Source organism: Kribbella sp. VKM Ac-2569, from assembly GCF_004216905.1.
In the GTDB taxonomy this organism is placed as follows: Bacteria; Actinomycetota; Actinomycetes; order Propionibacteriales; family Kribbellaceae; genus Kribbella.
In genome coordinates this window covers 1-25,303 of sequence record NZ_SGXJ01000010.1, presented here as the reverse complement: position 1 = coordinate 25,303, position 25,303 = coordinate 1, and the positions used below count along the sequence as shown (strand labels likewise).

Sequence of the window (25,303 nt, the reverse complement as noted above, 5' to 3'; positions counted from 1 at the left end):
GACGAGGGCAACGAATTACGCACGGGAGTTTCTGCCCTCGGCAGAGGCGTCTGGGAATTGTCCGCCGGGCCTGATTGGCTTGCCCGCATGGAGATTCTGATCCTCGGTGGTACGGCGTGGCTCGGTCGGGAAATCGCGACGCAGGCGATCGCCCGCGGGCACGCGGTGACCTGTGTGGCCCGTGGCGAGAGCGGCACGGTCGCCGACGGCGCCACGCTGGTCGCGGCCGATCGCAGCAGTCCGGACGCGTACGACGCGGTGCTTGCACAGGACTGGGACGCGGTGTTCGAGGTCTCGTGGCAGCCAGGTTTCGTGAAGGGCGCGCTGGCCGCGTTCGGCGCCCGCGCCAAGCACTGGACGTACGTGTCCTCGTGCAACGCGTACGAGAAGTACGACACGCCCGGCGCGGACGAGACGGCGGAGCTGCGGGAGCCGGCTGCGGACGACGTGGCCGATCGGGAGCTGTACGGCGAGGCGAAGGTCGCGTGTGAGCTCGCCTCCCGCGAGGTCGTCGGGGATCGGTTGGTGATCGCGCGCGCCGGGCTGATCGGTGGGCCGGGGGACCGCAGCGATCGCGCGGGTGCATGGGTCGCGCGGGCGGCGCGGGCGCCCGAGGAGCCCTTGCTGGTGCCTGACACTCCCGAGCTGGCGACGGCGGTGATCGACGTACGGGACCTCGCCGGATGGCTGCTGGACAACGCGACCGAGGGGCGCACGGGGACGTTCGACACGTTCGGGCCGGTGGTGCCGTTCGGCGAGTGGATCGAGTTGATGCGCGAGGTCGGCGGTCACACCGGGCCGGTGGTCCTCGCGCCGCGGGAGTGGCTGGAGGAGCAGAAGGTCGAGCAGTACATGGGGTCGGACTCGCTGGCGATGTGGCTGACCGAGCCGGGCTACGAGGGCTGGTCGTCCCGCAGCGGTGCGGCGGCGGTCGCGGCCGGCCTCACCCACCGGTCCCGCCGGGAGTTCGTCGAGGACACCCTCGCCTGGGAGCGCGAGCTCGGCCTGGACCGCGAGCGCAAGGCAGGCCTCAGCCCGGCCAAGGAGAAGGAGTTGCTGGCGGCGTTGAAGGCGTAGAGAGTGGGCGCATGCGTCTCGTGCTGATCTCGGACACTCATCTGCCGGTGCGGGCGAAGAAGTTGCCCGCGGCGGTCTGGGACGCGGTCGACGACGCCGACGTGGTCATCCACGCAGGCGACTGGGTGAGCGTCGGGCTGCTGGACGAGCTGGAGTCACGTGCGGCCCGGCTGATCGGGTGCTGGGGCAACAACGACGGACCCGAGCTGCGTGCGCGACTCCCCGAGGTCGCGCGGGTGACGCTCGACGGGTTGTCGGTCGCCGTGGTGCACGAGACCGGTCCGGCCAAGGGGCGTGAAGAACGCTGCGCGGCGGCGTACCCGGGGGTTGATCTGCTCGTGTTCGGGCACAGCCACATCCCGTGGGACACGACCGGGCCGGGTGGGCTCCGGCTGCTGAACCCGGGGTCACCGACCGACCGGAGGCGGCAGCCGTACTGCACCTACCAGACCGCGACGATCACCGCCGGCCGCCTGGAACAGGTTGCCTTGCACAACCTTTAAGTTGCGTCTTGCAACGACTGCGGCCGGGCAGACGTGGACGACGCCGTACCACCGAGCTACGGCGCACCACGACTGCCCGGCCGACTCTGTCGCCCGGGGGAGGTCGTGTCTGACGGTTCCACGCCTACTGCGCGGCACTCGGCACGGCACCTCGCCGCACTGGAGCAAAGGCGACGATGAAACCACATCGACGCCTTCGCTCCAGCACGCCGAGCCACCGCACCGAGCACCTGCTCGCTACGGCGTGGAACCGTCAGACACGCCCTAGGCGTTAGCTGCTTCCTTGACCCGGGTCTTGAGGCGATCGCGGACCTCTTCCGGCGTGTACGCACGGCGCTTGCGCTCGCCCCGTGCGATCACGACGCCCGTCGCGGCGACGCCGACGAGTCCCGCAAGCCCTACCACCTTCCATACCTTCATGCCACTAACCTAGCGACGTGAACAGCCGGATTTCACTGGATGACGCTACGGAACTGACACGAACAGGTGACATTTGGCTGTTCCGCGGCGGGAGCGCGGCGGATCGCGCCATCCAGCTGACCACCAACAGCCCCGTCAACCACGTCGGTATGGCGATCGTCGTCGAGGACCTCCCGCCGCTGATGTGGCACGCGGAACTGGGTCGCTCGCTCCCGGACATGTGGACCGGCCAGCACCAGCGTGGTGCGCAGCTGCACAATCTGCGCGACGCGGTGCTGGTGTGGGCCCGCAGGTACGGTCAGCAAGCCTGGCTGCGGCAGCTCGATCATCCCGTCACGCGGGAGATGGAGGACGCGGTACTGCGGACTGTCGCTCGCCTGGACGGTACGCCGTTCCCGTCGACTGCCCGGCTCGCCTCGCGATGGGTACGCGGGCGGCTGCCGGCGATTCGCCGCGGATCGCGCGAGCTCGAACTGGAGTCGGCGTACTGCGCCGAGGTGGTCGCGGTGACGTACGAGGATATGGGGTTGCTGCGCGGGCGGAAGCTCAACTGGTACGACCCGGGTCGGTTCTGGAGCGGCGATGAACTCCAGTTGGCGCACGGAGCGCGGCTCGGCGAAGAGATCGAGGTCGAGATTCCGTCCGATACCTGACGGAACCGAAACTGTCGGCGGCGTGTGATTGGGTTGTCTCAGTCGGTCAGCGAGCCGGAGGAGGCCGGGGATGTACGCGGTTATCGACACCGAGACGACCGGTCTGCTGCCGACCCATCGGCATCGGATCATCGAGATCGCCGTCGTGTTGCTGGACGCGCGCGGGCGGGTCGAGCGCGAGTGGGTGACGTTGCTGAATCCCCAACGCGACCTGGGCCCGCAGCACATCCACGGGATCCTCACTGCCGACGTGCTGGCGGCGCCGGAGTTCCGGGACATCGCACGACAGCTGGGCGAGCTGCTCGCCGGACGGATGGTTGTCGGGCACAACGTCGAGTTCGATCTCGGATTTCTGCGGGCCGAATTCGCGCGCCTCGGTGTCACCGTTCCGCTGATCACCGAGCGGTCGATGTGCACGATGGCGCTGGCCGGGTATCTGCATCCAGGTGCCAAACGGACGCTCGGCGCCTGTTGCACGGCGGCCGGGATCTCGATCGAGGGCTGGCATTCGGCGCTCGCGGACACTCGGGCGACGGCGGAGTTGTTCGCTCAATATCTCGGGGCTTTCGCTGCGCCGCCACCCTGGCAGTGGGCCTACGAGGAGGTACGTCGGTTGCCCTGGCCCGACCTCCCGGGCACGAACGTCGCGCCGACCGTGCGACCGGTGCATGCCGGCGGACGCCACGGCTGGATGAGCCGACTTGTCGACCAGTTGCCGCGCGTCCCGGAGCCGCCGCAGGCCGACTCGTATCTCGTCCTGCTCGACACGATCCTCGCCAACCGCGAGATCACGGCGGCGGACGCCGACCAACTGGTGCAGGTGGCAACCGAGCTGGGCATGACCCGCCCGCAGGTCGACCATCTCCATCGGTGGTACGTGTCCGCGCTGGCGACCGCGTCGTGGGGGACCGGCGAGATCTCACCCGACCAGCGCAGCGACCTCGACCAGGTGGCGGTGATGCTCGGGCAGCGTGTGTCCGACGTCGACGAGGCGCTGCTCCGCGTGAGTGCCGGGCGGTACGTCGTACCGGATCGTCCTGGTGCGCGCCGGTATCCGCCGGGGAGCACGCTGGTGTTCACCGGGGACATGGTCAAGCCGCGAGAGGTGTGGTGGGACCGGGCCGTGGCGGCCGGGTTCGTGCCACAGGAGGCGGTCCGCTCGGACACCACGTTCGTGGTCGCCGCGGACGTGGACAGCCTGTCGGTCAAGGCCCGCGCGGCCCGCGAGTTCAACATCCCGATCATCTCCGCAGACGACTTCCGCCGCCTCCTCCCCGCCGAGGAGCGCAAGGCAGGCTAGCGGTTAGGGTGCTGGGCGTGGAGCTAACCGAACTGGGCCGACGGATCTACGCGACAGCTCATCTGACCGGGGAGTTCGTCCTGCGCTCGGGGCAGACGACACACGAGTACTTTGATAAATACCGGTTCGAGGCCGACCCGGTGTTGCTGGATGCGGTCGCCGAGGCGATGGTTCCGCTCGTGCCCGCGGACACCGAGGTGCTGGCCGGCCTGGAGATGGGTGGCATTCCGGTGGTGACTGCGCTCGCGCGTCACACGGGATTGCCGTGCGCCTTCGTTCGCAAGGAGGCGAAGTCCTACGGAACCCGCCGACTGGCCGAGGGCGCCGAGACCACCGGACGACGGGTGACCATCGTCGAGGACGTGGTCACCACCGGCGGCCAGATCGTGCTGTCCACCAACGAACTGCGCGCGCTCGGCGCCCACATCACCGACGCGTTGTGCGTCATCAATCGCAACTCGGACACGCCCGCACCGCTGACCGCGGCCGGGCTTACTCTGCGCCCTCTCCTCACCTCCGAAGACCTCACGCCGGCGGCCTGACTCGATCGCGCAACTCGCGCGGGGTCATGCCGTACGCCCTACGGAAGCGCCGGGTGAAGTGGCCCGCGTCGTCGAATCCCCACCGCGCTGCGACGACCGCGATCGGGAGGTGCCTGCTTCCAGGCTCGGCGAGTTGACGTGCAGCTCCCTTCAGCCGTTCGGCGATCAGCCATTGTTCGAGGCTGCGGTGATGCTCGGCGAACAACTTGTAGAGGTAGCGGACCGACACGTTGTGCGCCGCCGCGATCTGGGCGGGACCGAGAGCTGGATCCCGGAGATTCTTACGCAGGTACCAGGTGATGCGTGAGAACAGCACGTCGGCCATCGCGGGCGGGGCGGTGCCGTCGTCCGCGGCGGAGGTCAGCAGCGCACGGACGAGTTGCGTGGAGGCCTCCCCGACCATCGCTGCCGACGGGGTGTCGTGCAACGCCTCGAGGACGCCTGGCAGTGCGGTGAGATGGTGCAGGACCAGGTCGTACATCGGGCTGCTCGGCAGTCGTGCAGCCGCCGCGCGGATCGTCTCGACGCTCAGCCCGAGGTCGGCGTAGTCGATCTGGAACGCCTGCGACGCGCCGAGCCCGCGCCAGGCGAAGTCGTACGGCGCGGTCAGGTCGACCAGCATCAGCTCACCGGTCCGGACGCGCCGGTCGATGCCGCCCTGGCCGAACACACCCGACCCGGTCACCTGCACCGCGAGCGCGAGCCGCTCCGGGCCACCGATGCGAACATGCTTCGGCGTCCGGACCAGCCGGATCCCGGAGCCCTCGTTGCGGAACAGGTCCGGCGTTCCGAGTTGCCAGAAGTCCATGCGCGCGTGGACGTCGCCGTCCGGATCCTCGTGCTCCACGCGCGACGGCACACTCGCGGACATCATCGCCGCGTGGAACGCCTCGGACCGGTCCCGCCGCGGCAGGACAGCTGTGTCGAGCAGCACGGCCATGTTGCCCCCTCCACCCCTGGAATCCGGTGGGCGAAACTGTGCACACACAGCCCAGATCCGTGCAGCCAGATCCTACCGAGCACGCCGTACCGGAAACTACGGTTTCGGCAAACCTCACGCACGGACGGAGCCGCGATCATGCCTGCTGACACCATCGTGCTGGTGCACGGTTTCTGGGTGACGCCACGGAGCTGGGAACACTGGATCACGCACTACGAGGCGCGTGGCTTCCGGGTGCTGGCGCCGGCGTACCCGGGTTTCGAGGTCGAGGTGGAGGCACTGAACGCCGACCCGGAGCCCATCTTGAAGGTGACCGTGCCGGCCATCATCGAGCATGTCGAAGCGGTGATCCGCGAACTCGACCAGCCGCCGATCATCATCGGTCATTCGGCCGGCGGAGCGTTCACCCAGATCCTCCTCGACCACGGCTTCGGCGCGGCCGGGGTCGCGCTGAACTCGGCGCCGACCGAAGGCGTCAAGGTCGTGCCGTTCTCGCAGGTGAAGTCGACGTTCCCGGTGCTGAAGAGCCCGGCTAACCGGCACAAGGCGATCCCGCTGTCCTTCGACGAGTGGAAGTACGCGTTCACGAACACCTTCGGCGAGGACGAGGCACGGGCGCTGTACGAGCGCTACGCGATCCCGGCGAACGGCGGGATCCTGTGGGGGAGTGTGCTGGCGAACTTCCAGCCCGGCCACCAGGACACCTGGGTCGACTACCACAACGACGCCCGCGCGCCGCTGCTGTTCGTTTCCGGGTCCGAGGACCACATCATGCCGCCCGAGATCCAGCGCTCCAACGCCAAGCACTACAAGTCGAACACGGCCACCGAGATCCGTGAGTACGACGGGTACGCGCATCTCCTGCCGGCCCAGGCGGGGTGGGAGAAGATCGCGGACGAGGTCCTCGACTGGGCCGTGAAACACGCGTCGTGACCGAAGCGCACATCACCCACATCGGTGGCCCGACCACGTTGATCGAGGTCGACGGCTGGCGACTGCTCACCGACCCGACCTTCGATCCGCCGGGACGGCGTTACGCGTTCGGTTGGGGATCGGCGTCCCGGAAGCTGGCCGGGCCCGCGATCGCCGCCGACGAGTTGCCGCCGATCGACGCCGTACTGCTCACCCACGATCAGCACGCGGACAACCTGGACGATGCCGGCCGGGCCGTGCTGCCTTCGGCTGGAACGGTGATCACGACCTTCAGCGGAGCCGCGCGCCTCGGAGGTGGCGCCGTCGGACTGCGGCCGTGGTCCGTGCACTCCCTGCGGCGGCCTGGCCGGTCGCCGTTGGAGATCACCGCGACGCCGTGCCGGCACGGGCCGCCGCTCAGCGGCCGGATCACCGGCGAGGTGATCGGCTTCGCCTTACGCTGGCCTGGGCAGGAGCACGGCGCGCTGTGGATCACCGGCGACTCGGTGCTGTACGGCGGCCTCCGGGAGGTCGGCACGCGGTTCGACGTCGGCACGGTGCTGCTGCATCTCGGCGGAGTGCAGTTCGGAGTCAGCGGCACCCTGCGGTACACGATGACCGGCGCCGACGGCGTCGAGTTGTGCTCGCTACTGAAGCCGCGCACGGTCGTCCCGGTGCACTACGAGGGCTGGAGTCACTTCCGGCAGGGACGCGACGGAATCGAGGCGGCCTTCTCGGCCGCGGGTCCGGAGCTCACCTGGCTGGAACCCGGGAAACCGGGCACGGTGCCGATCTGACGCCGGATCACTCCTCGTCGGCGAGTGGTTCGATTTCGAACCGGAGTTGCTTGCCGGAGCGGATGCGTTCGATCGCCGACAGACAGGCGTCGTCGCTCATCTCCACGCCGATCTCGCCGAGCTTGTGGCGCAGGACCCGGGCCGCATCCTCGGCGGAACGGGCACTGGACTCGTTGATCGCCTCGATCGTGGTGGCGGTGAGCCGCTCGCGAATGTCCGGGTGCGTCTGGTGGATCTCATGAGTGATCCGGAACTCGGTCATCGCGCTCTCCCTGGTGCTCCGCGGGCCGATTGTGCACCACCAGCGTAGTGCTCCGGACGTCAGGCGAGGACGCGCTGAACGAAACTCTCCAGGCGAGTCGCGAGGCGTTTCGCCCGGACGTCCGGGCCGGCGGTTTCACCCTGCGGCAGGTCGAGGTCCTTCAGGCCGCGGATGTACAGCGAGCAGGCCAGGTCGGCGCAGATGTACATCCCGACCGTGTTGCCCTCCCGCCCGGCCGAACCCGCTCGCCGGGCCACGAACAGCGCGACGTCGCTGACGTGATGCGCGGTGTTGCACAGGTCGCACAGCCCGGCGAACCGGCGCGCGGCGCCCGACGTCTGGGTGCTGACCGCGATCCCGGTGACACCGGTGTCCCGCCGTACGACGACGTACCCGCGGTTCGGCGCCCTGCCGTCGCGCCAGCCGAGGAAGTCCAGCGACTCCCAGGGCAGCTCGGTGAACCTGGGCGGCAGCGCCATCGCCTTGACCTGGCTCCTGGACGAATTGACGAACGAGCGCCTGATGTCCTCGGCGCTGAGCGGTTCCACGACGGTCCTCCGATCTTCGACCACCCATGAGACAAGGCCGGCCCGGGCCGGTGCAACCGAATAACTCCGTTGCTACAGGCAACGGTTCTGTCCGGCCGTCTTCCGGCGAGATCGGGTCCACGACTCGGACACTCCGGGTGTGGGGTGGACATCTGAGTGTTAAGGGTGAACTCTGTACTATCTAAACTTCAACTACCTTTCTGGAGGAATCCGCGATGTCCAGCGAGTACGCCGCGCTCACCGGTGACTACACCCTCGACGCCTCCCACACCCGGATCGGCTTCAGTGCCCGGCATGCGATGGTGACCAAGGTCCGGGGCGCGTTCGACGAGTTCGAGGGCTCGTTCCACATCGACGGCGAGAACCCGGCGAACTCCTCCGGGAAGGTGACGATCCAGGCGAAGAGCATCAACACCCGCAACAGCCAGCGCGACGAGCACCTGCGCGGCAACGACTTCCTCGCGATGGACGAGAACCCGGAGATCACCTTCGTGTCGACCGCCGTGAAGGCGGCCGGCGACGCCGAGTTCGTGGTGACCGGTGACCTCTCGATCCGCGGTGTCACCAAGTCGGTCGACGTCACCTTCGAGTACACCGGGTCGGCGACCGACCCGTTCGGCAACCAGCGGGTCGGCCTGGAGGGCTCGGTCGTGATCAACCGCAAGGACTTCGGCGTCAGCTGGAACGCGGCGCTCGAGGGCGGCGGCGTACTGGTCAGCGAGAAGGTCACGCTGGAGCTCGAGGTCTCGGCGATCAAGAACGCCTGACAGCAAGCAATCAAGCGGCGGGGACGTCGACAGCTCACGAGCTGTCGACGTCCCCGCTGTTTGTCAGGCGTGGCGGGTGGTTTGCTGGAGGAGCGACTCGACGGCCTGGCGGAGTTCGGTGTCGTCGTGCGGACCGGACCAGACCACGATGCGGCCCTTGTCGCCGAGCTTGGTGCTGATCAGGTCGCGAGCCGGGGTCGGGTCGCCCTGGTTCACGAGTACGACGAGTCGCCGGCCGTCGCGCTGCAACCGGTCGAGCAGCGGCGGGAGTGTCGAGCCGCGGAACAGGCCGGGGTCGCTCTTGACCTTGGTCTCGATCATCACGCCGCGGCCGCGGACCACCAGCAGGAAGTCGGCGCGGTCCCGGGTGAACTCGCGATCGTGGTAGATCCGCGCCTTCGGCCACAGGCGTTGCAGGGCTGCGTCGACCTCGGCGTCGTACTGCGCCGCGAGCCGGCTGACCCGCGAACTCGTACCGCGTGGCCGCAGCGATTCCGGCGTACGGCGGCGGCCGAGGAACGGCAGCCAACGTCCAATACTCGTGTCGATCATCGGTGGACCCCTCGACCTGTTCCGGCACTTGTCAGTGAGTCTGCCCGCGCCTACGCAGAGGAATCCGGGGACCGCGCAATCGTGATCCCACTGCCACAAATGGGATGTGTTCAGCAGGCGTTCGGGGTGGTGGTGCCGCCGTCGACGATCCAGTTGGACTGCTGGTTGACGACGCGCATCTGGTCGAGCCAGCGGGTCGGGGTGGTGTTCGGGAGTACGCCGCGACCGCGGACGTTGACGGTGCGGGCCGAGGAGGTGTCGTAGCAGGCACTGACGATGACGCCGTTCGCCGCCAACGTGCGCTTCGCCCAGACCACCTTGGTGTTGCCGGTGTTGCGCAGCTTGTGGGTCCGGAAGTACTTCGCCTGCGCGCTGATCGCCTGGAACATCGCGGGCGTCATCACCGGTTCCAACTGCTTGGTTTTGCCGCCGCCGCTGCGCATCATCACATCGAGCGCGACGCGGTAGGTGTAGTAGGCGTTCAGCACGGGGTCGTCGATACCGACCGCCTCGTCGGTGGTCGTGGTCCGGGCCGCCTTGTGCGCCGCAGGAGCCGCCGCGGCGACATTACTGTCGGTCTCGTTGCCGCAGCCGGGAAGCAGCAAAACCGGAGTCAGCGTGGCGGTCAGAGCGAGGTTCCGCATGCGCATGGTGTCCGAGTACCTCCTGTTGGACTCACCGCTCGCGCCGCGGCGTAGCACACCGTTCGGCACTGACCGTGTAACGCCGCGACACGCATCGTGGTCACTGTGACCTGAATCACAGGCGACCCCTACTGGGGTACTGGTCCCAGATCGGCTCCGTGGCTGGAGGTGCGGACGGCCGCGAATTCCTAGCCTCGATCTCAGGACTTGAGACCGAGGAGACGACGATGACGGACGTACTCACCCGCCCCGAAGTAGACAGAGAGCGCAGGCCCTTGGGCCGTTCATTGGTGTACGGCGCGTTGCTGGTGCCGGTCGGCGTACAGACGATGGCGGACGCGATGCTGGGCGAGGAGGAGACCGCAGTAAGACGGTGGCGTCGCCTCGGTGCACGTGATGTGCAGTCGATGAGCAACGCGCGGACCTTCGGGTACGGGCTGCTCAGTGCGGTGCTCGGACTGACGAGCTGGTTCGTGATGCTGCTGATGGTCTTGGCCGTGGTCCGCGGGCCGTTCTGGGGATTCGTTGAGCACGGTCTGATCGCCGTGCCGGGCATTGTCGTGTTCCTGTTCGTGCTGCGCGGCATTGCGGCACTGCAGACCCTCCTGGTGCAGGGGACGCGCAGGTGGGTGCTTCCGGCAACTATCGTGCTGGCGGCCGGCAGCCTGGCGTTCTTCTGGTCCTGGCTGCAGCAGCTGTGAGTAAGGTCCAACCGTGCAGATACCGATGAGGCGGCCGTGGGGCGCTGGGCTGGCCGTCGCCGCGCTGCTGGTGCTGACCGTCATGGATCTCGCACAGCACTACGACGTACCGGTCGCGGCTGTGCTGACCCTGGCAATTGCACGGGCGCTGTCCCTGAGTCTGTCGTGGCTGCGGCCGCGAGCGGCGGTGGTGGTCTCGCTGGTCACCACTGCTGTCATGGCTGCGCTGACGACTCCAGTCAGCTCGAGTGAACCGTGGCCGTGGGGTACGACGTCAGCCTTCGGGCATTCGCTCGTCGTTGCGATCGCCGGTGCGCGTGGACTCGGCCGACGGGAGCTGGTCGGCTGGTGGGTGGCGACTCAGGTTCTGGGTGTCGTTGCGCTCGGGCTGGCACCGGACCGTGGCAGCTGGCCCGGTCTGATCACCATGGCCGTGCTGTCGGGCGTAGCGGTGGTAGTCGGCGACATGCTTCGCTCGCGGGCCGACACGAATCGTCGACTTGTCGAGCAGGAGACGATCAGCAAAGCCGAGCGTGCAGAACGCAAGCGGCTGCAGGAGCGGGCCAGGATCGCCCGCGAGCTGCACGACGTCGTGGCTCACCACCTGTCCGTGGTGGTGGTCCGCGCGGACAGTGCGCCACACCGGCTGCCCGACGTACCGGACGCCGTCCGTGAGGAGTTCACCGGCATTGCTGACGAGGCACGGGCTTCGCTGACCGAGATGCGTCGCGTACTGCGTTTGCTGCGCGAGCCGGTCGAGCAACCGCAGACGGGACCGCAGCCCGGTCTGGACCAGGTGGCTGAGCTCGTCGAGAGCACGCGACGGGCTGGAGCAGAAGTGCGACTGGTGGGTGACGTGCCGACCGGGTTCGACCCTGCTGTCGAGCTGACGGCGTACCGGGTCGCGCAGGAGGGACTCAGCAACGCGGTACGGCACGCACTGCACGCGGTGGTGGAGGTGGCAGTACGACGTACTGCGGGTGAGCTGGAAGTGATCGTGCAGAACGAGAAGCCGCCGCGGCCCGTCGTACCGGTGCCGGGGAGTGGGCATGGGCTGACTGGGATGCGGGAGCGCGTGGCACTCGTCGACGGGACTCTGAGCACTGGCCCGACCCCTGAAGGCGGTTACCTGGTGCGGGCGTTGATTCCAGTGGTTGAGGAGGTGGAGAGTGGCGATCACGGTCTTGGTGGTTGACGACCAGGAGATGGTGCGGGCCGGGTTCAGTGCGCTGCTCGACGCACAGCCCGATATCGAGGTCGTCGGACAGGCCGGCGACGGTGCCCGGGCTGTCGAGCTGGCGGCCGAGCTGACGCCGGACGTGATCCTCATGGACGTCCGGATGCCGGTGCTCGACGGTCTCGCCGCGACCCAGCGCATCCTCGCCGACTCGACTCCTGGCGAGCCGCCGCGGGTCGTGATGCTGACGACGTTCGACCTGGACGACTACGTGTACGCCGCACTCCGCGCCGGTGCGAGTGGCTTCTTGCTGAAGCACTCCACTCCGGACGAGCTAGCGGCAGCGGTACGGGTCGTAGCGGCTGGTGATGCGCTGCTGGCACCGTCCGTCACCCGGCGACTGGTAGAGGACTTCGCCCGCGCGCAGCCCGTCGTACCGACCACACCGGTGCACCTGACTCCGCGAGAGACCGACGTACTGCGGCTGGTCGCACGTGGGCTGTCCAACCGGCGGATCGCCGACGACCTGGTGCTGGCCGAGCAGACCGTGAAGACGCACGTCAGCAACATCCTGACCAAACTGGACCTGCGTGACCGTGCCCAGGCCGTCGTTTATGCGTACGAGGCGGGTGTAGTGATCCCTGGTCCGCGACACTGACTAGATGGATGTTCTGGAACACGTACGCGCCCTGTGCCTCGCGCTGCCCGAGGTGACCGAGCGGCCGAGTCATGGTGAGCCGACCTGGTTCGTCCGCGACAAGAAGACCTTCGTGATGTACGCCGACCACCACCACGACGACCGCCTCGGCGTGTGGATGGCGGCGCCACCGGGTGTGCAGGAGTCGCTCGTCGCGGACGACCCCGAGCACTTCTACCGGCCGCCGTACGTCGGCCACCGCGGCTGGCTCGGCGTGTACCTCGACGTCGACGTGGACTGGACCCACTTCGAGGACCTGGTCGAGACGGCGTACCGCCAGATCGCACCGAAGACCCTCATCGCCCGGCTCGACGAGGTCTGACCGTTCTATAGGGTTACGTGGTGCACATGGGTGAGGGTGGGCCGGTTGGTCAGAAGCTGGCGATTGCGCTGGCGTTCGGGAGTTCGGCCGCCGTCATGGTGCTGGAGCTCGTTTCACTTCGGCTGGTGGCGCCGTACATCGGCCTGACGCTGGAGACGAACACCGCGGTCATCGGAGTCGCATTGGCGGCGATCGCGACCGGTGCGGCGCTCGGTGGCCGCTTCGCGGACGTGGCGCCGCCACAGCGAACGCTCGGCCCGCTGTTCCTGCTCGCTGGGGCGCTGGTGATGCTGGTTCTCCCGGTGGTCCGCTGGACGGGCGAAGCGCTCCGGGGCGGCGCGAGCGAGCTGGTGTTCCTGGTACTGGCTGTCACGCTGTTCGCGCCCGCGTCGCTTTTAGCGGCCGTCACACCGATGGTGACGAAGCTACGGCTGGACACGCTGGCGCAGACCGGAACCGTCGTCGGCCGGCTGTCCGCGTACGCCACGGTCGGCGGCATTGTCGGCACTGTAGTGACCGGGTTCGTGTTCGTGGCGACCGTTCCGATCAGCACGATCGTCCTGACCCTGGGCGCCGCCCTGGTGGTCGTCGGGGCCGCGCTGACCTTCTTGCTGCGTGGTGTGCAGGCAGCGGTGAAGCCGGTCGCTCTCGCGGTCGTCGGCGCCACGCTGACCCTCGTCGCGCCACGGCCGTGTGAGGTCGAGACGGCGTACCACTGCGCTCGTGTCGTCGCGGACCCGAACCGTGAGAGTGGACGGACGCTGTACCTCGACCAGGCGCGGCATTCGTACGTCGACCTCAAGGATCCGACCTACCTGGAGTTCGAGTACATCAAGAGCTTCGCGGCTGCCATCAACGGCACCTGGGCCGAGGGGCGGCCGCTGAACGCACTGCACGTCGGCGGCGGCGGTCTGACCATGACGCGGTACGTGACGGCGACACGGCCCGGCAGCAAGCACCAGGTGTACGAGATCGACAAGGCCGTGGTGGAGCTCGACAAGCGGGAGCTCGGTGTCCAGACCGGTCCGGATCTGGCGGTGACAGTGCAGGACGGCCGGCTCGGCGTACGGGACGAGGAGACCGACAGCCGGGACCTGGTGCTGATGGACGCGTTCAGTGGACTCTCCGTGCCCTGGCACCTGACGACCCGCGAGCTGGTGGCCGACGTACGACGCGTACTGCGACCGGACGGGCTCTACCTGGTCAACGTCATCGACTACGGCGCCGCCAAGTTCGCGAAGGCCGAGATCAAGACGGCGCAGGCGGTGTTCCCGTACGTCGCGGTGATCGCGCGCAAGGACGAACTGTCCGGCCACAGCGGTGGCAACTTCGTGGTGGCGGCGTCCGACAAGCCGATCGACGTACCGGCGATCGTGGGCCACCTCGAGCCGTCGATGGACGTCCTCGACCGGCCGGACAGCTTCGTCGGCGACGCGCCGGTGCTGACCGACGACTACGCGCCTGTCGACCAGTTGCTCACGCCGTACAGCGGCTGACCGTCTTGTGGTTGCATGTGGTCATGCACCCACGCGCAGGCCAGCCAGCACAGCCCGAGGACCTCGTCGACGTCGACGCCATGCTGGCGGCGTACGGAGACTTCCTCCCGGACGTGGACAACCCGGCCCAGAAGGTGGTCTTCGGTACGTCGGGACATCGCGGCGCGAGCCTCGACAGCGCCTTCAACGAGGCGCACATCCTGGCGATCACGCAGGCCATCTGCGAGTACCGGGCCGGCCAGGGTACGACGGGTCCGCTGCTCGTCGGCCGGGACAGCCACGGCCTGTCGGAGCCGGCCTGGCGCACCGTGCTCGAGGTGCTGTCGGGTAACGACGTACAGACGCTCGTGGACAGCGCCGACCGGCTCACGCCGACGCCTGCGGTGTCGCACGCGATCCTGCGGCTCAACCGCGGCGCGGGCGCCGACGCGGACGGCATCGTCATTACGCCGTCGCACAACCCGCCGCGCGACGGCGGCATCAAGTACAACCCGCCGCACGGCGGCCCCGCCGACTCCGACGCGACCAAGTGGATCGCGGACCGCGCCAACCAGCTGATCGCCGGCGACAACCGTGAGGTACGCCGCAAGTCGTTCGAGCAGGCCCGTGAGCAGGCAGGGAACTACGACTTCGTCGGGCACTACGTCGACGACCTGCCGTCGGTGCTGAACCTGGCCGCGATCCGCGACGCCGGCGTGAAGATCGGCGCCGACCCGCTCGGCGGCGCGAGCGTGGACTACTGGGCCGCGATCGCCGAACGGCACGACCTCGACCTGACCGTGGTGAACCCGCGCGTCGACCCGGCCTGGTCGTTCATGACGCTGGACCACGACGGCAAGATCCGGATGGACTGCTCCTCGCCGTACGCGATGGCCTCGCTGGTCGCGCAGCGGGACAAATACGACGTGGCGACCGGGAACGACGCGGACGCGGACCGGCACGGCATCGTCACGCCGGACGCCGGCCTGATGAACCCGAACCACTACCTGGCCGTCGCGATCTCCTACCTGTTCAGCAACCGCCAGTGGGGTCCGGACGTCGCTGTCGGCAAGACACTGGTCTCGTCGTCGCTGATCGACCGTGTGGTGGGGGACCTGGGCCGGCGGCTGTGGGAGGTGCCGGTCGGCTTCAAGTGGTTCGTACCTGGTCTGGTGGACGGCTCGGTCGGCTTCGGGGGAGAGGAGTCGGCCGGCGCGAGCTTCCTGCGTTTCGACGGCACGGTGTGGACGACGGACAAGGACGGGATCCTGCTCGCGTTGCTGGCGAGTGAGATCACCGCAGTGACCGGCGAGACGCCGTCACTGGCCCACGCCAAGTTGGTGGAGCGGTTCGGTGCGTCGGCGTACTCGCGGGTCGATGCACCAGCCACGCGCGAGCAGAAGGCCAAGCTGGCGGCGCTGTCGGCGGATGCGGTCACCGCGACCGAGCTGGCCGGTGAGCCGATCGTGGACCGGCTCACACACGCTCCTGGCAACGACGCGGCGATCGGTGGGCTGAAGGTCACCACCGAGTCGGCGTGGTTCGCCGCTCGCCCGTCGGGCACCGAGGACCTCTACAAGATCTACGGCGAGTCGTTCAAGGGCGCCGAGCACCTTGAGCAGGTCTTCGAGCAGGCCCGCGACGTCGTGTCGGCAGCACTCGCTTAACGCACGAAGGAATCGAGCAACCGCTCCAGATCCGCAGCGGGATCCTCAGTGATCCCGCTGTGGATCGGTCCGGGATGTACGACGGTACTGCGCGGTGCAGCGAGCCACCGGAAGCGCTCGCTGATCGTCGTCGCCGCCGCTGGACCGCCGGCCGGGTCACCGGCGCAGACGGCGCGGATCTGGTCGAGCGCCGCACACACGACGTCGACGTCGACAGCTGGGTCCAGGGCCTTCAGACGCTCAGGATTCACGTCCCACTTGGCGCCGAGGTAGTCCAGCGCCCGGCAGTACAGCACTGCTCCCACGTTGATGAACTCACCACGCTGAATGCGCGGCGCGGCCCGCAGGATCACGTAGTCGAAAGGCTTCACTGCGCACCTCCCGGAACCCACGCGGCCCGATTCTCCAGCCGCGCCAGCAGGTGACCCAGATACCGCCCCCGGTCGCCTTCACCGAGCCACTCGTCCGGCACGAGCCCGATCACCTCGGTCAATAGCTCCGGGGTGATCGCCGCCGCCAGTTCAGCGTCCACCTTCGCGACCCCAGGTACCGCAACCGAGAACACGTGGTCGGAGGCGTCGTACGGCAGCGAAGCGAACTTCTCCGCGGGCATCCACGAGTGGTGGAAGTACAGCGCGGCCCCGTGGTCGATCAGCCACAGGTTCTTGTGCCAGACCAGCATGTTCGTGTTCCGCCACGACCGGTCCACGTTGGCGACGAACGCGTCCAGCCAGAGGATCCTGGCCATCGCTTCGTCACCGGGGTTGCCGGCCGATCCGTCGTACCCGAAAGAGCCCGGCAGGAAGTCGACGGCGAGGTTCAGCCCGGCGCTGCGGATCAGCAGTTCCTGGATCTCGAAGTCCGGTTCGGACTTGCCGATCGCCGGGTCGAGCTCGATCAGCTTGAGCTCCGGCACCCGCAAGCCGAGCCGGCGGAACAGCTCACCGACGATCACCTCCGCGACCAGCGCCTTCGGGCCCTGCCCGGCGCCGTGGAACTTGATCACGTACGTGCCGAGATCGTTGCCCTCGACAACACCTGGCAACGACCCTCCCTCACGCAACGGCAGCACATACCGCGTGGCAGTAACAACAGGCAAACTCACGCGGGAGACTCTAGCTGTTAGCCAGCGGGTACCGGTTCAGGGTGAAGCTTCCGTCCGTTGGAGTAGAAGAAGAGTTACTCCTAGTGTCCGCCGCCGGTGATCCGCTGCCACGGAGCAAAGCTGTGGTCGCGGACGCGGGAGAGCTCGACGTCGCGCTGGAACTGACCAGGGCGATGGTGGAGATCAACACACCGGTCTGCACGACGGCGGACGAGCTCCGCGGCCACCTGCTCCGGATGCGCTCCCGGCTGGCGTCTGCGGCCGCAGGGGAAGGCGCCAGGCTGCTGGCGATCGCAGTCCCGCCGCACGGACAGGCCGCGCAGTCGATCACGAGGAAGCCGCGGTACCAGGCGCTGGCCCGTGAGTGGGGTCTGCTGGCGCGAGAGCAAGGCGTGTGCGGTTGTCACGTCCACGTGGGTGTGCCGGACAAGGAGGCTGCCACCAGGGCCAGCAACTACCTGCGCCCGTGGCTGCCGGTGTTGCTCGCTCTCAGTGCCAACTCACCGATCTATCTCGGCCAGGACACCGGATTCGCCAGCTGGCGTTGGCTGATGACGACGCGGTGGCCGAGCGCCGGCCCGCCGCCGTACCTGGAGTCGGCCGAGCACTACGACGCGCTGGTGGCCATGCATCTGGCGGCTGGCACGTTGATGGATGAACAGATGGTCTACTGGGACATCCGCCCGTCGTGGCACCTGCCGACGGTGGAGGTCCGGGTCAGCGACATCCCGCTGACAGTCGACGAGACCGTGCTGATCGCGACCCTGGTCCGTGCCGTCGTACTCACCGCGCTGGAGGACGGCGCCAAGGGCCCGACGCTGGAGCCTGAGGTACTGCGGGCCGCTTACTGGCTGGCCGCCCGGGACGGGCTCACTGCGCGAGGCCTTGACGTCCTGAGCGCGGAGGCGATGCCGATTGCCCAGGTGATCGAGCAGCTGCTGCGGTACGTCGAGCCGGCCTTGCAGATGCTCGACGCGGTCGACTTGGTGCGCGACGGCGTCGAACGGTCGCTGCGCGAGGGCAACGGCGCGATCAAGCAGCGCAAGGCGTTCCGTGAGGGCGACGACCTGGTCGCCCTCACGGAGGTCAAGCCCGCTAGCCTCGGAGGAAGTCCTCCAACCCGTGCAGGTCGTCGGTGTTGATGTAGTCGACGTTGGCGGCGACGAGCTCGCGCCACAGGGCCTCGCGGGCGGCGCCCGGTACGTCGGGGGTGGCCCAGAAGCGGACCTTGTAGCCGGCGTGGTGCGCGGCGACCACGATGTCGTGCAGCTTGGTCTTCTCGTTCTCGGGCATCGGTCCGACGCCCTGCCAGGTGAACACGTTCGTCCAGTTGTCGCTGACGAGCGGCATCAAGGACGCCGGCATCCCGGACGGCAGATCTGCGAGGCGTCCGTCGTACCCGGCGTAGCGGAGCTTCTGCGCCTTCATGGCGTCCAGCGGGCGGTTGCCGCTGATGACCGAGGTGACAGCGCCCGTGAGCACCCGTCCGTCGACGAAGATCGTGCTGATCCCGCGGTACTTCGCCAGCGCCTTGTCGACCGCGGCATACGTCGACGGTCCGTCGCTCTTGATGTCGATCAGCAACTGGAATCCGCCACCGCGCTTGTACACCTCACCGTGGTTCTCGCGGACCCGGTCCGCCAGCGGCTTCAGGTACAGGCTCTCCAGGGTGCGGCCGGGCTTCGCGTCCTCCAGGTCGTGGGCGACCCGAAGCTCGCCGTCGATCAGCCACACATCCGCCTCGACACTGTTGAACCCACGGTCCAGCGCGTCCTGCAACGGCCGCCGGTGGTCGTAGTCGTTGTGCGCGTGCGCCGACGGCAGGGCCCGGACGGCCGGAGCGTCGTACGACTTCGGGAGCTTGAAGTGGTTGGCCCGGGCGACGTCCCGCACCCGGTCCGGGTAGTCGCTGATGATCCCGTCGACACCCTTGTCGATCAGCGACTGCATCGTCGCCGGGTCGTCCACCGTCCACGGGATCACCTTCATCCCGGCGGCGTGCGCCGACTTCACCATGTCGGCGGTGACATACGGCTTGTACGTCGGGTCGGTGACCTTCCCGTCCTGCGGGAAACCGTGCACCGGCGAGATCGCGGCCGCGCCGAACGACTTGGTCGCCTTGACCAGGTCACCGCCGAAGTCGTCGATGTCGATACCGCCGAGCCACGGCGACTTGCCCGGCTGGCCGACCTGCAGGAAGTCGTAGTTCGTCAGCGCGACCAGCGGCAGCTGCGGCATCACCTGGCGCATCCGCATCAGCGAACCCCAGTCGAAGCTCTGGATCGTCACCTGCCGGGCGATGTTCGCCTTACGGATCTCCTTCGAGACCACCTGGACGAACTGCTCGCGCGGCGCGGTCTCCGACGGCGCACCGGCCTCGACCTTGGTCTCGACGTTCAGCTTCACGCCGTACGCGTGGAAACGGTGCACGAGCGCGAACACGTCGCGCAGCTCGGGCATCCGGGCACCCGGGTCGGGCTGCTGGCCGGGGAAGTTCGGCAGCGTCTGCGAGCCGCAGTCGAGCTGCTTCACCTGGTTCAGCGAGAGCGTGTTGATGAACTTGCCGACGTACGGGTACTCCGGGTCGCCCTGCGTGTACGGCGCGGTGTCGCGGCACTTGCTGCCCGTGACCTTGCGGTCGTGGGTCACCACGGCGTACCCGTCCTGGGTGATCTGGACGTCGAGCTCCAGCGTGCTGACGCCGAGCTCGAGACCGTGCGAGAACGACGCGATCGTGCTCTCCACGGTCAGGCCGAGACCACCGCGGTGGGCCTGGATGTCGAAGTCACCGCGCGTGGCGGCGGCCGGGGCGGCCGGAAGCAGCAGTCCGGCGATCAGCGCGCACGGGAGCAGTGCGCGGGGAAGGCGGCGCATGAGGGGGTCCTTCCGGAGGGGTTGTGGGCGGACACAGCCCGAGGCTGTCGTGCACAGGCATACCCACGTCCTCGCGAAGGTAGCCACCAAGCGGACCACTGGTTACCAGACGGCTACGGTGCCGAGGTGATCCGCCGTACCGACTGGCTCTCGGCGGTGATGTGGCCGTCCTTGAAGGCCTCGTCCAGCGTGCCTTCGGTACGTCGGGTCAGTGTGACGTCGACCGGGCAAGTTGTGGCGGGCTTGACGCCGGGCGTCGGCGTTGCCGTGGCAGCCCGGATCGAGCCGGTGGGGATGCTGACCGACGTACGGCCGGGCTCCAGCTCCAGGCTGCCGGTCTGGATGCATTCGCCGGCCCAGGTGACCATGGACGGTCGCTCGGATGTCTGGGTGTCGAAACGGACCGGGATCGCGGCGCGACGCGAGTACGTCGTACCGGCCAGGGGAGCGGTGAGCCGCACGCGTTCGGGCAGCTTCACCGTGGATCGCGGCGCGGAGTCGTCGTCCTTCCCGCGGGTGAGGTTGAACGTGATCTCGGTGCCCGCATCGACCACCCCGTCCAGCTGACCGTCGTAGTCGGTGACCCCGGCGGAGCGGTGGTGCTTGAGCTTGACGTCCTTACCGCCGCCGGACGACGTGACCGACTCACCGTCGCCGAGCTCGACGAACGTGAGCGTGCCGACGCGGTACGACGCACTCACGCTCGCCGCATCGGCCGTTTCGGGCAGCGTGACGACGTAGTTGGCGGTGATCCCGCTGGTCCGGATGTCCTTCGAGTCGACCGTCGAACATCCGGCCAGGACCATGATGAGCACTAGGGCGGCGATTCGCTTCACAGCCAGCGAAGCTAGCAGCGCTCGGGGTTAGGGATCGTGCGTAGAACTACTCGTACTGCAGCGCCTCGAGCGGGTCGAGCTTCGCCGCGCGCCGGGCCGGCCAGATCGCGGCGACGATGCCGACGACGACCGAGACGACGGCGAACGCGACCAATTGGCCGGCCGGAACGGTGAAGCTGATCTCGTCCAGCCGCGCGGCCAGCAGTGACGCGAGCACCAGGCCGAGGACGATCCCGATCACCGCGCCGATCAGTGCAGTCATCACCGACTCCTGGCGGATCATCCGCTTCACCTGCCCGCGGGTCAGGCCGATCGCGCGCAGCATGCCGAGCTCGCGGGTCCGCTCGAAGACGGTCAGGACCAGGGTGTTCACGATGCCGAACAGGCTCACCAGGACAGACAGCGCCAGCAACACGTAGAGCACGTTCAGCAAGCTCTTGATGCCGTCGGTCTGGTTGTCCTTGAACTGCTCGATGGTCACGGCCTTGGCGTTCGGGAACGAGGCCAGGGCGGCGTTCAGCGTGGCGGTGTTCGCCGGCGTCACTCCGCCTTCGATGTTCAGGAAGCTGTAGACGTTCTGCGGCTGGGTGGTCGTGGAGTCGAAGGTGCCGGTCGAGATCGTCACGTTGCCGAACGGCGACCCGCCGGCCGGCGGCTTGAAGATGCCGCGCACCGTGAGCTGTAGCAGCTTCCCGGTCACCGTCTGCATCTGGAAGGTCGAGCCCAGGGCGAGCGAGTGCTCGTCCGCGTAACCGGAGTCGACGATCGCGCCGTTCGCCGCCAGCTCGGACAGCGACGCCTGGGATCCGGAGCGCCAGTCGAACCGGAGCAGTTTGGGCGCCGTCTCGTCGATCGCGGTGACCGAGATCGTCTTGTCGAACGCCCTGGCCTGCCCGGCGCGAACGCTGGTCAGTTCGGTCACCGACGGCACCTTCGCCGCCGCGGCGGCCACTGTCGGCGGCAACGGGCTGAAGTTGTTCTGCGCGGTGAGCGCGTAGTCGGAGCTGGAGATCTTGTCGACCGCATCCTCGAACGGCTTGATGATCCCGGCGCCGAGGGTCGCGACGAGCGTGACCAGAGCGAGCCCGATCATCAGGGCCGCGGCGGTCGACGCCGTACGGCGTGGGTCGCGCCGGCTGTTCTGCCCACCGAGCGTGACCGCGGGGCCGTCGGGCAGTACGCCGGGGAACTCGGCCGGCCGCCCGAACAGCCGCCGGATCAGCCACAGCGGGAACAGAACGAACGGCCAGGCGATCGCCGTCAGTGCGACGACCGACCAGCGCGCCACCGGATCCGAGACGGCAGCCATCGGCCGGACGAGTCGCGCGGAGAACGACGCGATGCCGACGAACAGCAGCAGGACGCCGAGGCCGAGCAGGATCAGCAGCGTCCTGGTCGCCAGACCGTCGACGAAGAGCCCGACCAGGATCGTGCCGATGCCCACCACGGCCACCACCACGGCACCCGCCGAGCGGTACTTGTGGAACCGCCCGGGCGGCAGCGCCGCGCCCTCGCGGACGGCTGCGATCGGTGGTACGCGCGTGGCTCGCATGGCCGGCCGCAGACTCGCCACGACGGTCACGACCACGCCGACGATGAGCGCGACGACGATGGTCCGCGTCCGGAACACCAGGCCGTTGTTCGGCAGGGTGAAACCGATCGCGTCGAACAGCTTGAACAGCCCGGTCGCGATCGCGAGCCCGAGGAACAACCCGGCGACCGCCGAGACGATGCCGGTCACCAGCGCCTCGAGCACGACCGTGCCGAGGATCTGCTTGCGCGCGGCGCCGAGGGTCCGCAGCGTCGCGAACTCGCGGGTGCGCTGGGCGATCGTGATCGACAGCGAGTTCGCGATCACGAACGAGCCGACGAACAACGCGATCCCGCCGAAGACCAGCAGGAACGTCTGCAGGAAGCTCAGGAACTCGCTCGTCCCGGCGGCGTCCTCGGCGGCCTGGTCCTCCGCACTGCGGACCTGCGTCGCGGGCGGCAGGATCTTCTGGACCGCCGCGAGCAACTGCGGCCGGTCGACACCCTTCTTGGCGGCGATCAGGATCTGGTCCAGTTTCCCGGTCTTGTCGAACAGCCGCTGCGCCGTACCGAGGTCGAAGCCGGCCAGGGTCGCGCCACCGATGGACGAGACCGCCCCGAAGCTGACCAGCCCGGAAATCCGCATCGGCTCCACCGCGCCGCGGGCCTGGACGCCGATCGTGTCGCCGGCCTGGAAGCCCTTCTCCGCGGCGGTTTTCGTGTCGATGACCACTTCGCCGGCTCCGGGCCAGCCGCCCTTGACCAGGCTCAGTGAATTGAACTGCGGCAGCGACGGATCGACGCTGAAGCCGAGGTTCGGAGCGCCGCCGAAGACGATCGCCTTGCCGTCCTTGCCGATCAGTTGGGCCTCGCCGTTCACGGCTCCGCCGGCGGCGCCGACCTCCGGAAGGTCGCGGACCTTCTGCAGCAGGTCGGCCTGGAACGACGGCGCCTGCTGGGTCCCGTCGTCGGACAGCTCGACGGCAGACTTCCCGGTGATCGCGGCGTCGGTGTTCTTGTAGTTCTGGCTGAAGATCGAGTCGAACGCGCTGGAGATCGAGTCGGTCAGGACGTAGGTGCCGGAGATCAGCGAGACGCCGAGAACGATGCCGATCGCGGTCAGCGCCGTCCGTAGCTTGCGAGCCAGCAGTCCTTGCAGTGCGAACTTGATCACTGCAGGTCCAGCGTGTCGATGATCTGCAGGATCTCGTGCTGGCTGGACCGCCCGGTCTCCTTCACGATCTCACCGTCGGCCAGGTACAGCACCCGGTCGGCCATCGCGGCCGCCTTGGCGTCGTGCGTCACCATCACCGTCGTCTGCCCGTACGTCTCGACCGAGGACCGCATCAGGTCGAGGATCTCGCCGCTGGTCCGGGAGTCGAGGTTGCCCGTGGGCTCGTCGGCGAACACCACGGTCGGCCGCGACACCAAGGCCCGCGCGATCGCGACCCGCTGCTGCTGACCGCCGGACAGCTCGGCCGGCCGGTGCTCGAGACGATCGGCGAGACCGACCCGCTCGACCAGGTTGTCGAAGAACTCCGGATCCACCTTCGCACCGGCGATCGTCAGCGGCAGCACGATGTTGTCCCGCGCGCTGAGCATCGGCAGCAGGTTGAAGAACTGGAAGATGAACCCGATGTGCTGACGCCGGAGCTTCGTGAGCGCGTCGTCGCCCAGCGTCGTGATCTCGATACCGTCGATCGTGACCGAGCCCGACGTCGGCCGGTCCAGCCCGGCCAGGATGTGCATCAGCGTCGATTTCCCCGACCCCGACGGCCCCATCACCGCCGTCAGCTGCCCGGATTCGATCTCCACGTCCACTCCGTGCAGCGCACGGACCGCGGTGTCACCTTCGCCGTACACGCGCACGACACCCTTCGCGTGCACAACTGAATCTGTCCCCTCCATTGCCGATCGCCCTCCCTGGCTGATCAGCGGCCTCCCAGCAGACCGGTCAACAACTTCCACCGAGTCTGCTCGTATTCGGGCTGGATCGATAGGGGGTTATCCCGGGCCTGACCCTGAGCTGCACGGCTTCAGCGGGCGGCAGGGCGGGGCGTCAAGGGTGCCGGACCGGGAAGCGCCTCACGGCGCGTGGCCGCTCGTAGCGGCTTAATTTGGGACCCGGGGCTTGCACCGGTCCGACACCTCGAACAGTGTAGCGGGTGCTCAAACCCCTTGTCCTGTGGGGATTCCAGGCCGCGAGACGCCATAACACCCGTTGGCGCCGGACGCAACTACCACAGGTTTCCGGCGCGTTCGGCGCGCGCCGCGGTCTGCAGCTGATCAGCGGTCTCGACCAGTTTCGACGCGGACAGCACCTGCTCGTGGCCGTCGTCGGCGAGGTGCGCCCGGCCGGTAGCCACGATCCGCGCGAACGCGGCCGCCCGGTCCAGGGTGGTCGCGAAATCACCGGTCGCGACACCCCGCAGTACGGCGTCGACCATGTCCCGCACCTCGGCCGGACCGGGTGGTTCGGCGACACCTGCGACGACCGCGTGCACCTCGGCGTACTTGCGGCCGCCGGCGAACTCGCGCGACACCGCCTCGGCGTTCGAGTGCACCCAGGACCGCAGGACGTACAGCCGCCAGAGTGCCCCCGGCAGCGAGTCGGCGGGGGAGTCGGACCACAGCTCGGCGAGCTCGTCGAGACCGTAATCGTCGGCGAGTTTCACCACTCGGGCGTGCACCTCGGTGTCCTCGGACTTGCGTACCCCGCGGACCAGCAGCTCGGCGGTCCGGTGCGCGGCCTCGGTCACGGTGGCCGGATCGGCGGCACCGGGCAGCGACTCGAACAGCTTGTTACCGGGCAGGATCGGCCGGCGCGGATTCGGGGTACTCACGGCCTCCATGGTGCCTGACCGCACGAACCTCCGCATGCCGACCCGGTGAGGTCAGTACGGTCGACTCAGTGTCAGGGTGATGCTGCCGCTCACGCGGTGGTTGGATCCTGAGCACCCGCTGTCTGGCTCTTACGTTCGGTGTCGCCTTCGGGCTGACGG

28 protein-coding genes are annotated in these 25,303 nt (G+C 68.3%); 15 read left to right on the top strand and 13 right to left on the bottom strand.

All coding sequences use genetic code 11. The features are described from left to right. Window positions 1-87 precede the first annotated feature (87 nt). Window positions 88-1,077 (top strand): NAD-dependent epimerase/dehydratase family protein, encoded by a 990-nt coding sequence (locus tag EV649_RS40085; protein ID WP_130388983.1) that lies wholly within the window; start codon window positions 88-90, stop codon window positions 1,075-1,077. A gap of 11 nt (window positions 1,078-1,088) precedes the next feature. Continuing rightward, window positions 1,089-1,580, top strand: a complete 492-nt coding sequence (locus EV649_RS40080; protein WP_130388982.1) for a metallophosphoesterase — start codon at window positions 1,089-1,091, stop codon at window positions 1,578-1,580. Between the two features lie 264 nt (window positions 1,581-1,844). Here the strand turns inward: EV649_RS40080 and EV649_RS41365 are convergent, their stop codons facing one another. Then, complete coding sequence (locus EV649_RS41365; protein WP_165546543.1) at window positions 1,845-2,000, bottom strand: hypothetical protein; 156 nt, start codon at window positions 1,998-2,000, stop codon at window positions 1,845-1,847. Window positions 2,001-2,017: 17 nt separating this feature from the next. On the opposite strand from EV649_RS41365, the gene EV649_RS40075 reads away from it, so the two are divergent. From EV649_RS40075 to EV649_RS40065, 3 genes are all read left to right on the top strand, one after another. After that, window positions 2,018-2,653 carry a hypothetical protein gene (locus EV649_RS40075; protein ID WP_130388981.1) on the top strand — a complete coding sequence of 212 codons (636 nt, stop codon included), beginning with the start codon at window positions 2,018-2,020 and terminating at the stop codon, window positions 2,651-2,653. 70 nt (window positions 2,654-2,723) lie between these two features. Next, on the top strand, window positions 2,724-3,953 hold the full coding sequence (locus EV649_RS40070) for an exonuclease domain-containing protein (protein ID WP_130388980.1): 1,230 nt from the start codon (window positions 2,724-2,726) through the stop codon (window positions 3,951-3,953). Window positions 3,954-3,970: 17 nt separating this feature from the next. Further along, a complete protein-coding gene (locus tag EV649_RS40065) occupies window positions 3,971-4,495 on the top strand; it encodes a phosphoribosyltransferase family protein (protein WP_130388979.1) in 525 nt (174 codons plus the stop codon). Here EV649_RS40065 and EV649_RS40060 read toward each other — a convergent pair. Further along, a complete protein-coding gene (locus EV649_RS40060) occupies window positions 4,479-5,435 on the bottom strand; it encodes a helix-turn-helix domain-containing protein (RefSeq protein WP_130388978.1) in 957 nt (318 codons plus the stop codon). The genes EV649_RS40065 and EV649_RS40060 overlap by 17 nt on opposite strands. Before the next feature lie 138 nt (window positions 5,436-5,573). Between EV649_RS40060 and EV649_RS40055 the strand changes: the two genes are divergently transcribed. Then, entirely contained in the window at window positions 5,574-6,368 is a 795-nt protein-coding gene (locus EV649_RS40055) for an alpha/beta hydrolase (protein ID WP_130388977.1), read from the top strand. Next, window positions 6,365-7,144: an MBL fold metallo-hydrolase gene (locus EV649_RS40050; protein WP_130388976.1), complete on the top strand. Its 780-nt coding sequence runs from the start codon at window positions 6,365-6,367 to the stop codon at window positions 7,142-7,144. The genes EV649_RS40055 and EV649_RS40050 overlap by 4 nt, the downstream gene beginning before the upstream one ends. 7 nt (window positions 7,145-7,151) lie before the next feature. Here EV649_RS40050 and EV649_RS40045 read toward each other — a convergent pair whose 3' ends face one another. Next, window positions 7,152-7,406, bottom strand: a complete 255-nt coding sequence (locus EV649_RS40045; protein WP_130388975.1) for a hypothetical protein — start codon at window positions 7,404-7,406, stop codon at window positions 7,152-7,154. Between the two features lie 59 nt (window positions 7,407-7,465). Next, the gene (locus tag EV649_RS40040; RefSeq protein ID WP_130388974.1) at window positions 7,466-7,954 is read right to left on the bottom strand and encodes an FBP domain-containing protein; all 489 of its coding nucleotides are present in this window, start codon (window positions 7,952-7,954) and stop codon (window positions 7,466-7,468) included. A gap of 215 nt (window positions 7,955-8,169) precedes the next feature. Here EV649_RS40040 and EV649_RS40035 point away from each other — a divergent pair, with 215 nt between their 5' ends. Beyond that, window positions 8,170-8,721, top strand: coding sequence for a YceI family protein (locus tag EV649_RS40035; RefSeq protein WP_130388973.1), 552 nt, complete (start codon window positions 8,170-8,172; stop codon window positions 8,719-8,721). Between the two features lie 63 nt (window positions 8,722-8,784). On the opposite strand, the gene EV649_RS40030 is transcribed toward EV649_RS40035, so the two are convergent. Together EV649_RS40030 and EV649_RS40025 are read right to left on the bottom strand one after the other, a co-directional pair. Beyond that, window positions 8,785-9,273 carry a hypothetical protein gene (locus tag EV649_RS40030; RefSeq protein ID WP_130388972.1) on the bottom strand — a complete coding sequence of 163 codons (489 nt, stop codon included), beginning with the start codon at window positions 9,271-9,273 and terminating at the stop codon, window positions 8,785-8,787. Between the two features lie 110 nt (window positions 9,274-9,383). Beyond that, on the bottom strand, window positions 9,384-9,917 hold the full coding sequence (locus EV649_RS40025; protein WP_241999271.1) for a hypothetical protein: 534 nt from the start codon (window positions 9,915-9,917) through the stop codon (window positions 9,384-9,386). A gap of 227 nt (window positions 9,918-10,144) precedes the next feature. On the opposite strand from EV649_RS40025, the gene EV649_RS40020 reads away from it, so the two are divergent. The 6 genes from EV649_RS40020 to pgm are packed head-to-tail and all read left to right on the top strand — an operon-like array spanning window position 10,145 to window position 15,956. After that, a complete protein-coding gene (locus EV649_RS40020; protein WP_130388970.1) occupies window positions 10,145-10,618 on the top strand; it encodes a hypothetical protein in 474 nt (157 codons plus the stop codon). A 25-nt stretch (window positions 10,619-10,643) separates the two neighbouring features. After that, entirely contained in the window at window positions 10,644-11,813 is a 1,170-nt protein-coding gene (locus tag EV649_RS40015) for a histidine kinase (RefSeq protein ID WP_130388969.1), read from the top strand. Further along, on the top strand, window positions 11,788-12,453 hold the full coding sequence (locus EV649_RS40010; RefSeq protein WP_130388968.1) for a response regulator transcription factor: 666 nt from the start codon (window positions 11,788-11,790) through the stop codon (window positions 12,451-12,453). Before EV649_RS40015 ends, EV649_RS40010 begins: the two co-directional genes overlap by 26 nt. Before the next feature lie 4 nt (window positions 12,454-12,457). Then, window positions 12,458-12,814, top strand: coding sequence for an MmcQ/YjbR family DNA-binding protein (locus tag EV649_RS40005; RefSeq protein WP_130388967.1), 357 nt, complete (start codon window positions 12,458-12,460; stop codon window positions 12,812-12,814). 26 nt (window positions 12,815-12,840) lie between these two features. Continuing rightward, the gene (locus EV649_RS40000; protein WP_130389079.1) at window positions 12,841-14,310 is read left to right on the top strand and encodes a fused MFS/spermidine synthase; all 1,470 of its coding nucleotides are present in this window, start codon (window positions 12,841-12,843) and stop codon (window positions 14,308-14,310) included. A gap of 23 nt (window positions 14,311-14,333) precedes the next feature. Next, window positions 14,334-15,956, top strand: coding sequence for a phosphoglucomutase (alpha-D-glucose-1,6-bisphosphate-dependent) (pgm, locus tag EV649_RS39995; protein ID WP_130388966.1), 1,623 nt, complete (start codon window positions 14,334-14,336; stop codon window positions 15,954-15,956). Here pgm and EV649_RS39990 read toward each other — a convergent pair. Further along, a complete protein-coding gene (locus tag EV649_RS39990; protein ID WP_130388965.1) occupies window positions 15,953-16,327 on the bottom strand; it encodes a DUF3037 domain-containing protein in 375 nt (124 codons plus the stop codon). The two genes, pgm and EV649_RS39990, sit on opposite strands and share 4 nt — an antisense overlap. After that, the gene (locus EV649_RS39985; protein WP_130388964.1) at window positions 16,324-17,061 is read right to left on the bottom strand and encodes a HipA family kinase; all 738 of its coding nucleotides are present in this window, start codon (window positions 17,059-17,061) and stop codon (window positions 16,324-16,326) included. The genes EV649_RS39990 and EV649_RS39985 overlap by 4 nt, the downstream gene beginning before the upstream one ends. Before the next feature lie 41 nt (window positions 17,062-17,102). Between EV649_RS39985 and EV649_RS39980 the strand changes: the two genes are divergently transcribed. Further along, a complete protein-coding gene (locus tag EV649_RS39980; protein ID WP_130388963.1) occupies window positions 17,103-18,203 on the top strand; it encodes a glutamate--cysteine ligase in 1,101 nt (366 codons plus the stop codon). On the opposite strand, the gene EV649_RS39975 is transcribed toward EV649_RS39980, so the two are convergent. The 5 genes from EV649_RS39975 to EV649_RS39955 form a co-directional block, all read right to left on the bottom strand. Further along, complete coding sequence (locus tag EV649_RS39975) at window positions 18,157-19,935, bottom strand: glycerophosphodiester phosphodiesterase family protein (RefSeq protein WP_130388962.1); 1,779 nt, start codon at window positions 19,933-19,935, stop codon at window positions 18,157-18,159. The genes EV649_RS39980 and EV649_RS39975 overlap by 47 nt on opposite strands. A 113-nt stretch (window positions 19,936-20,048) precedes the next feature. Next, window positions 20,049-20,771 (bottom strand): hypothetical protein, encoded by a 723-nt coding sequence (locus tag EV649_RS39970; protein WP_130388961.1) that lies wholly within the window; start codon window positions 20,769-20,771, stop codon window positions 20,049-20,051. A 46-nt stretch (window positions 20,772-20,817) separates the two neighbouring features. Continuing rightward, window positions 20,818-23,475, bottom strand: coding sequence for an ABC transporter permease (locus tag EV649_RS39965; RefSeq protein ID WP_130388960.1), 2,658 nt, complete (start codon window positions 23,473-23,475; stop codon window positions 20,818-20,820). Continuing rightward, entirely contained in the window at window positions 23,472-24,209 is a 738-nt protein-coding gene (locus tag EV649_RS39960) for an ABC transporter ATP-binding protein (protein ID WP_130388959.1), read from the bottom strand. Before EV649_RS39960 ends, EV649_RS39965 begins: the two co-directional genes overlap by 4 nt. A 329-nt stretch (window positions 24,210-24,538) precedes the next feature. Then, on the bottom strand, window positions 24,539-25,153 hold the full coding sequence (locus tag EV649_RS39955; RefSeq protein WP_241999270.1) for a hypothetical protein: 615 nt from the start codon (window positions 25,151-25,153) through the stop codon (window positions 24,539-24,541). Window positions 25,154-25,303 lie beyond the last annotated feature (150 nt).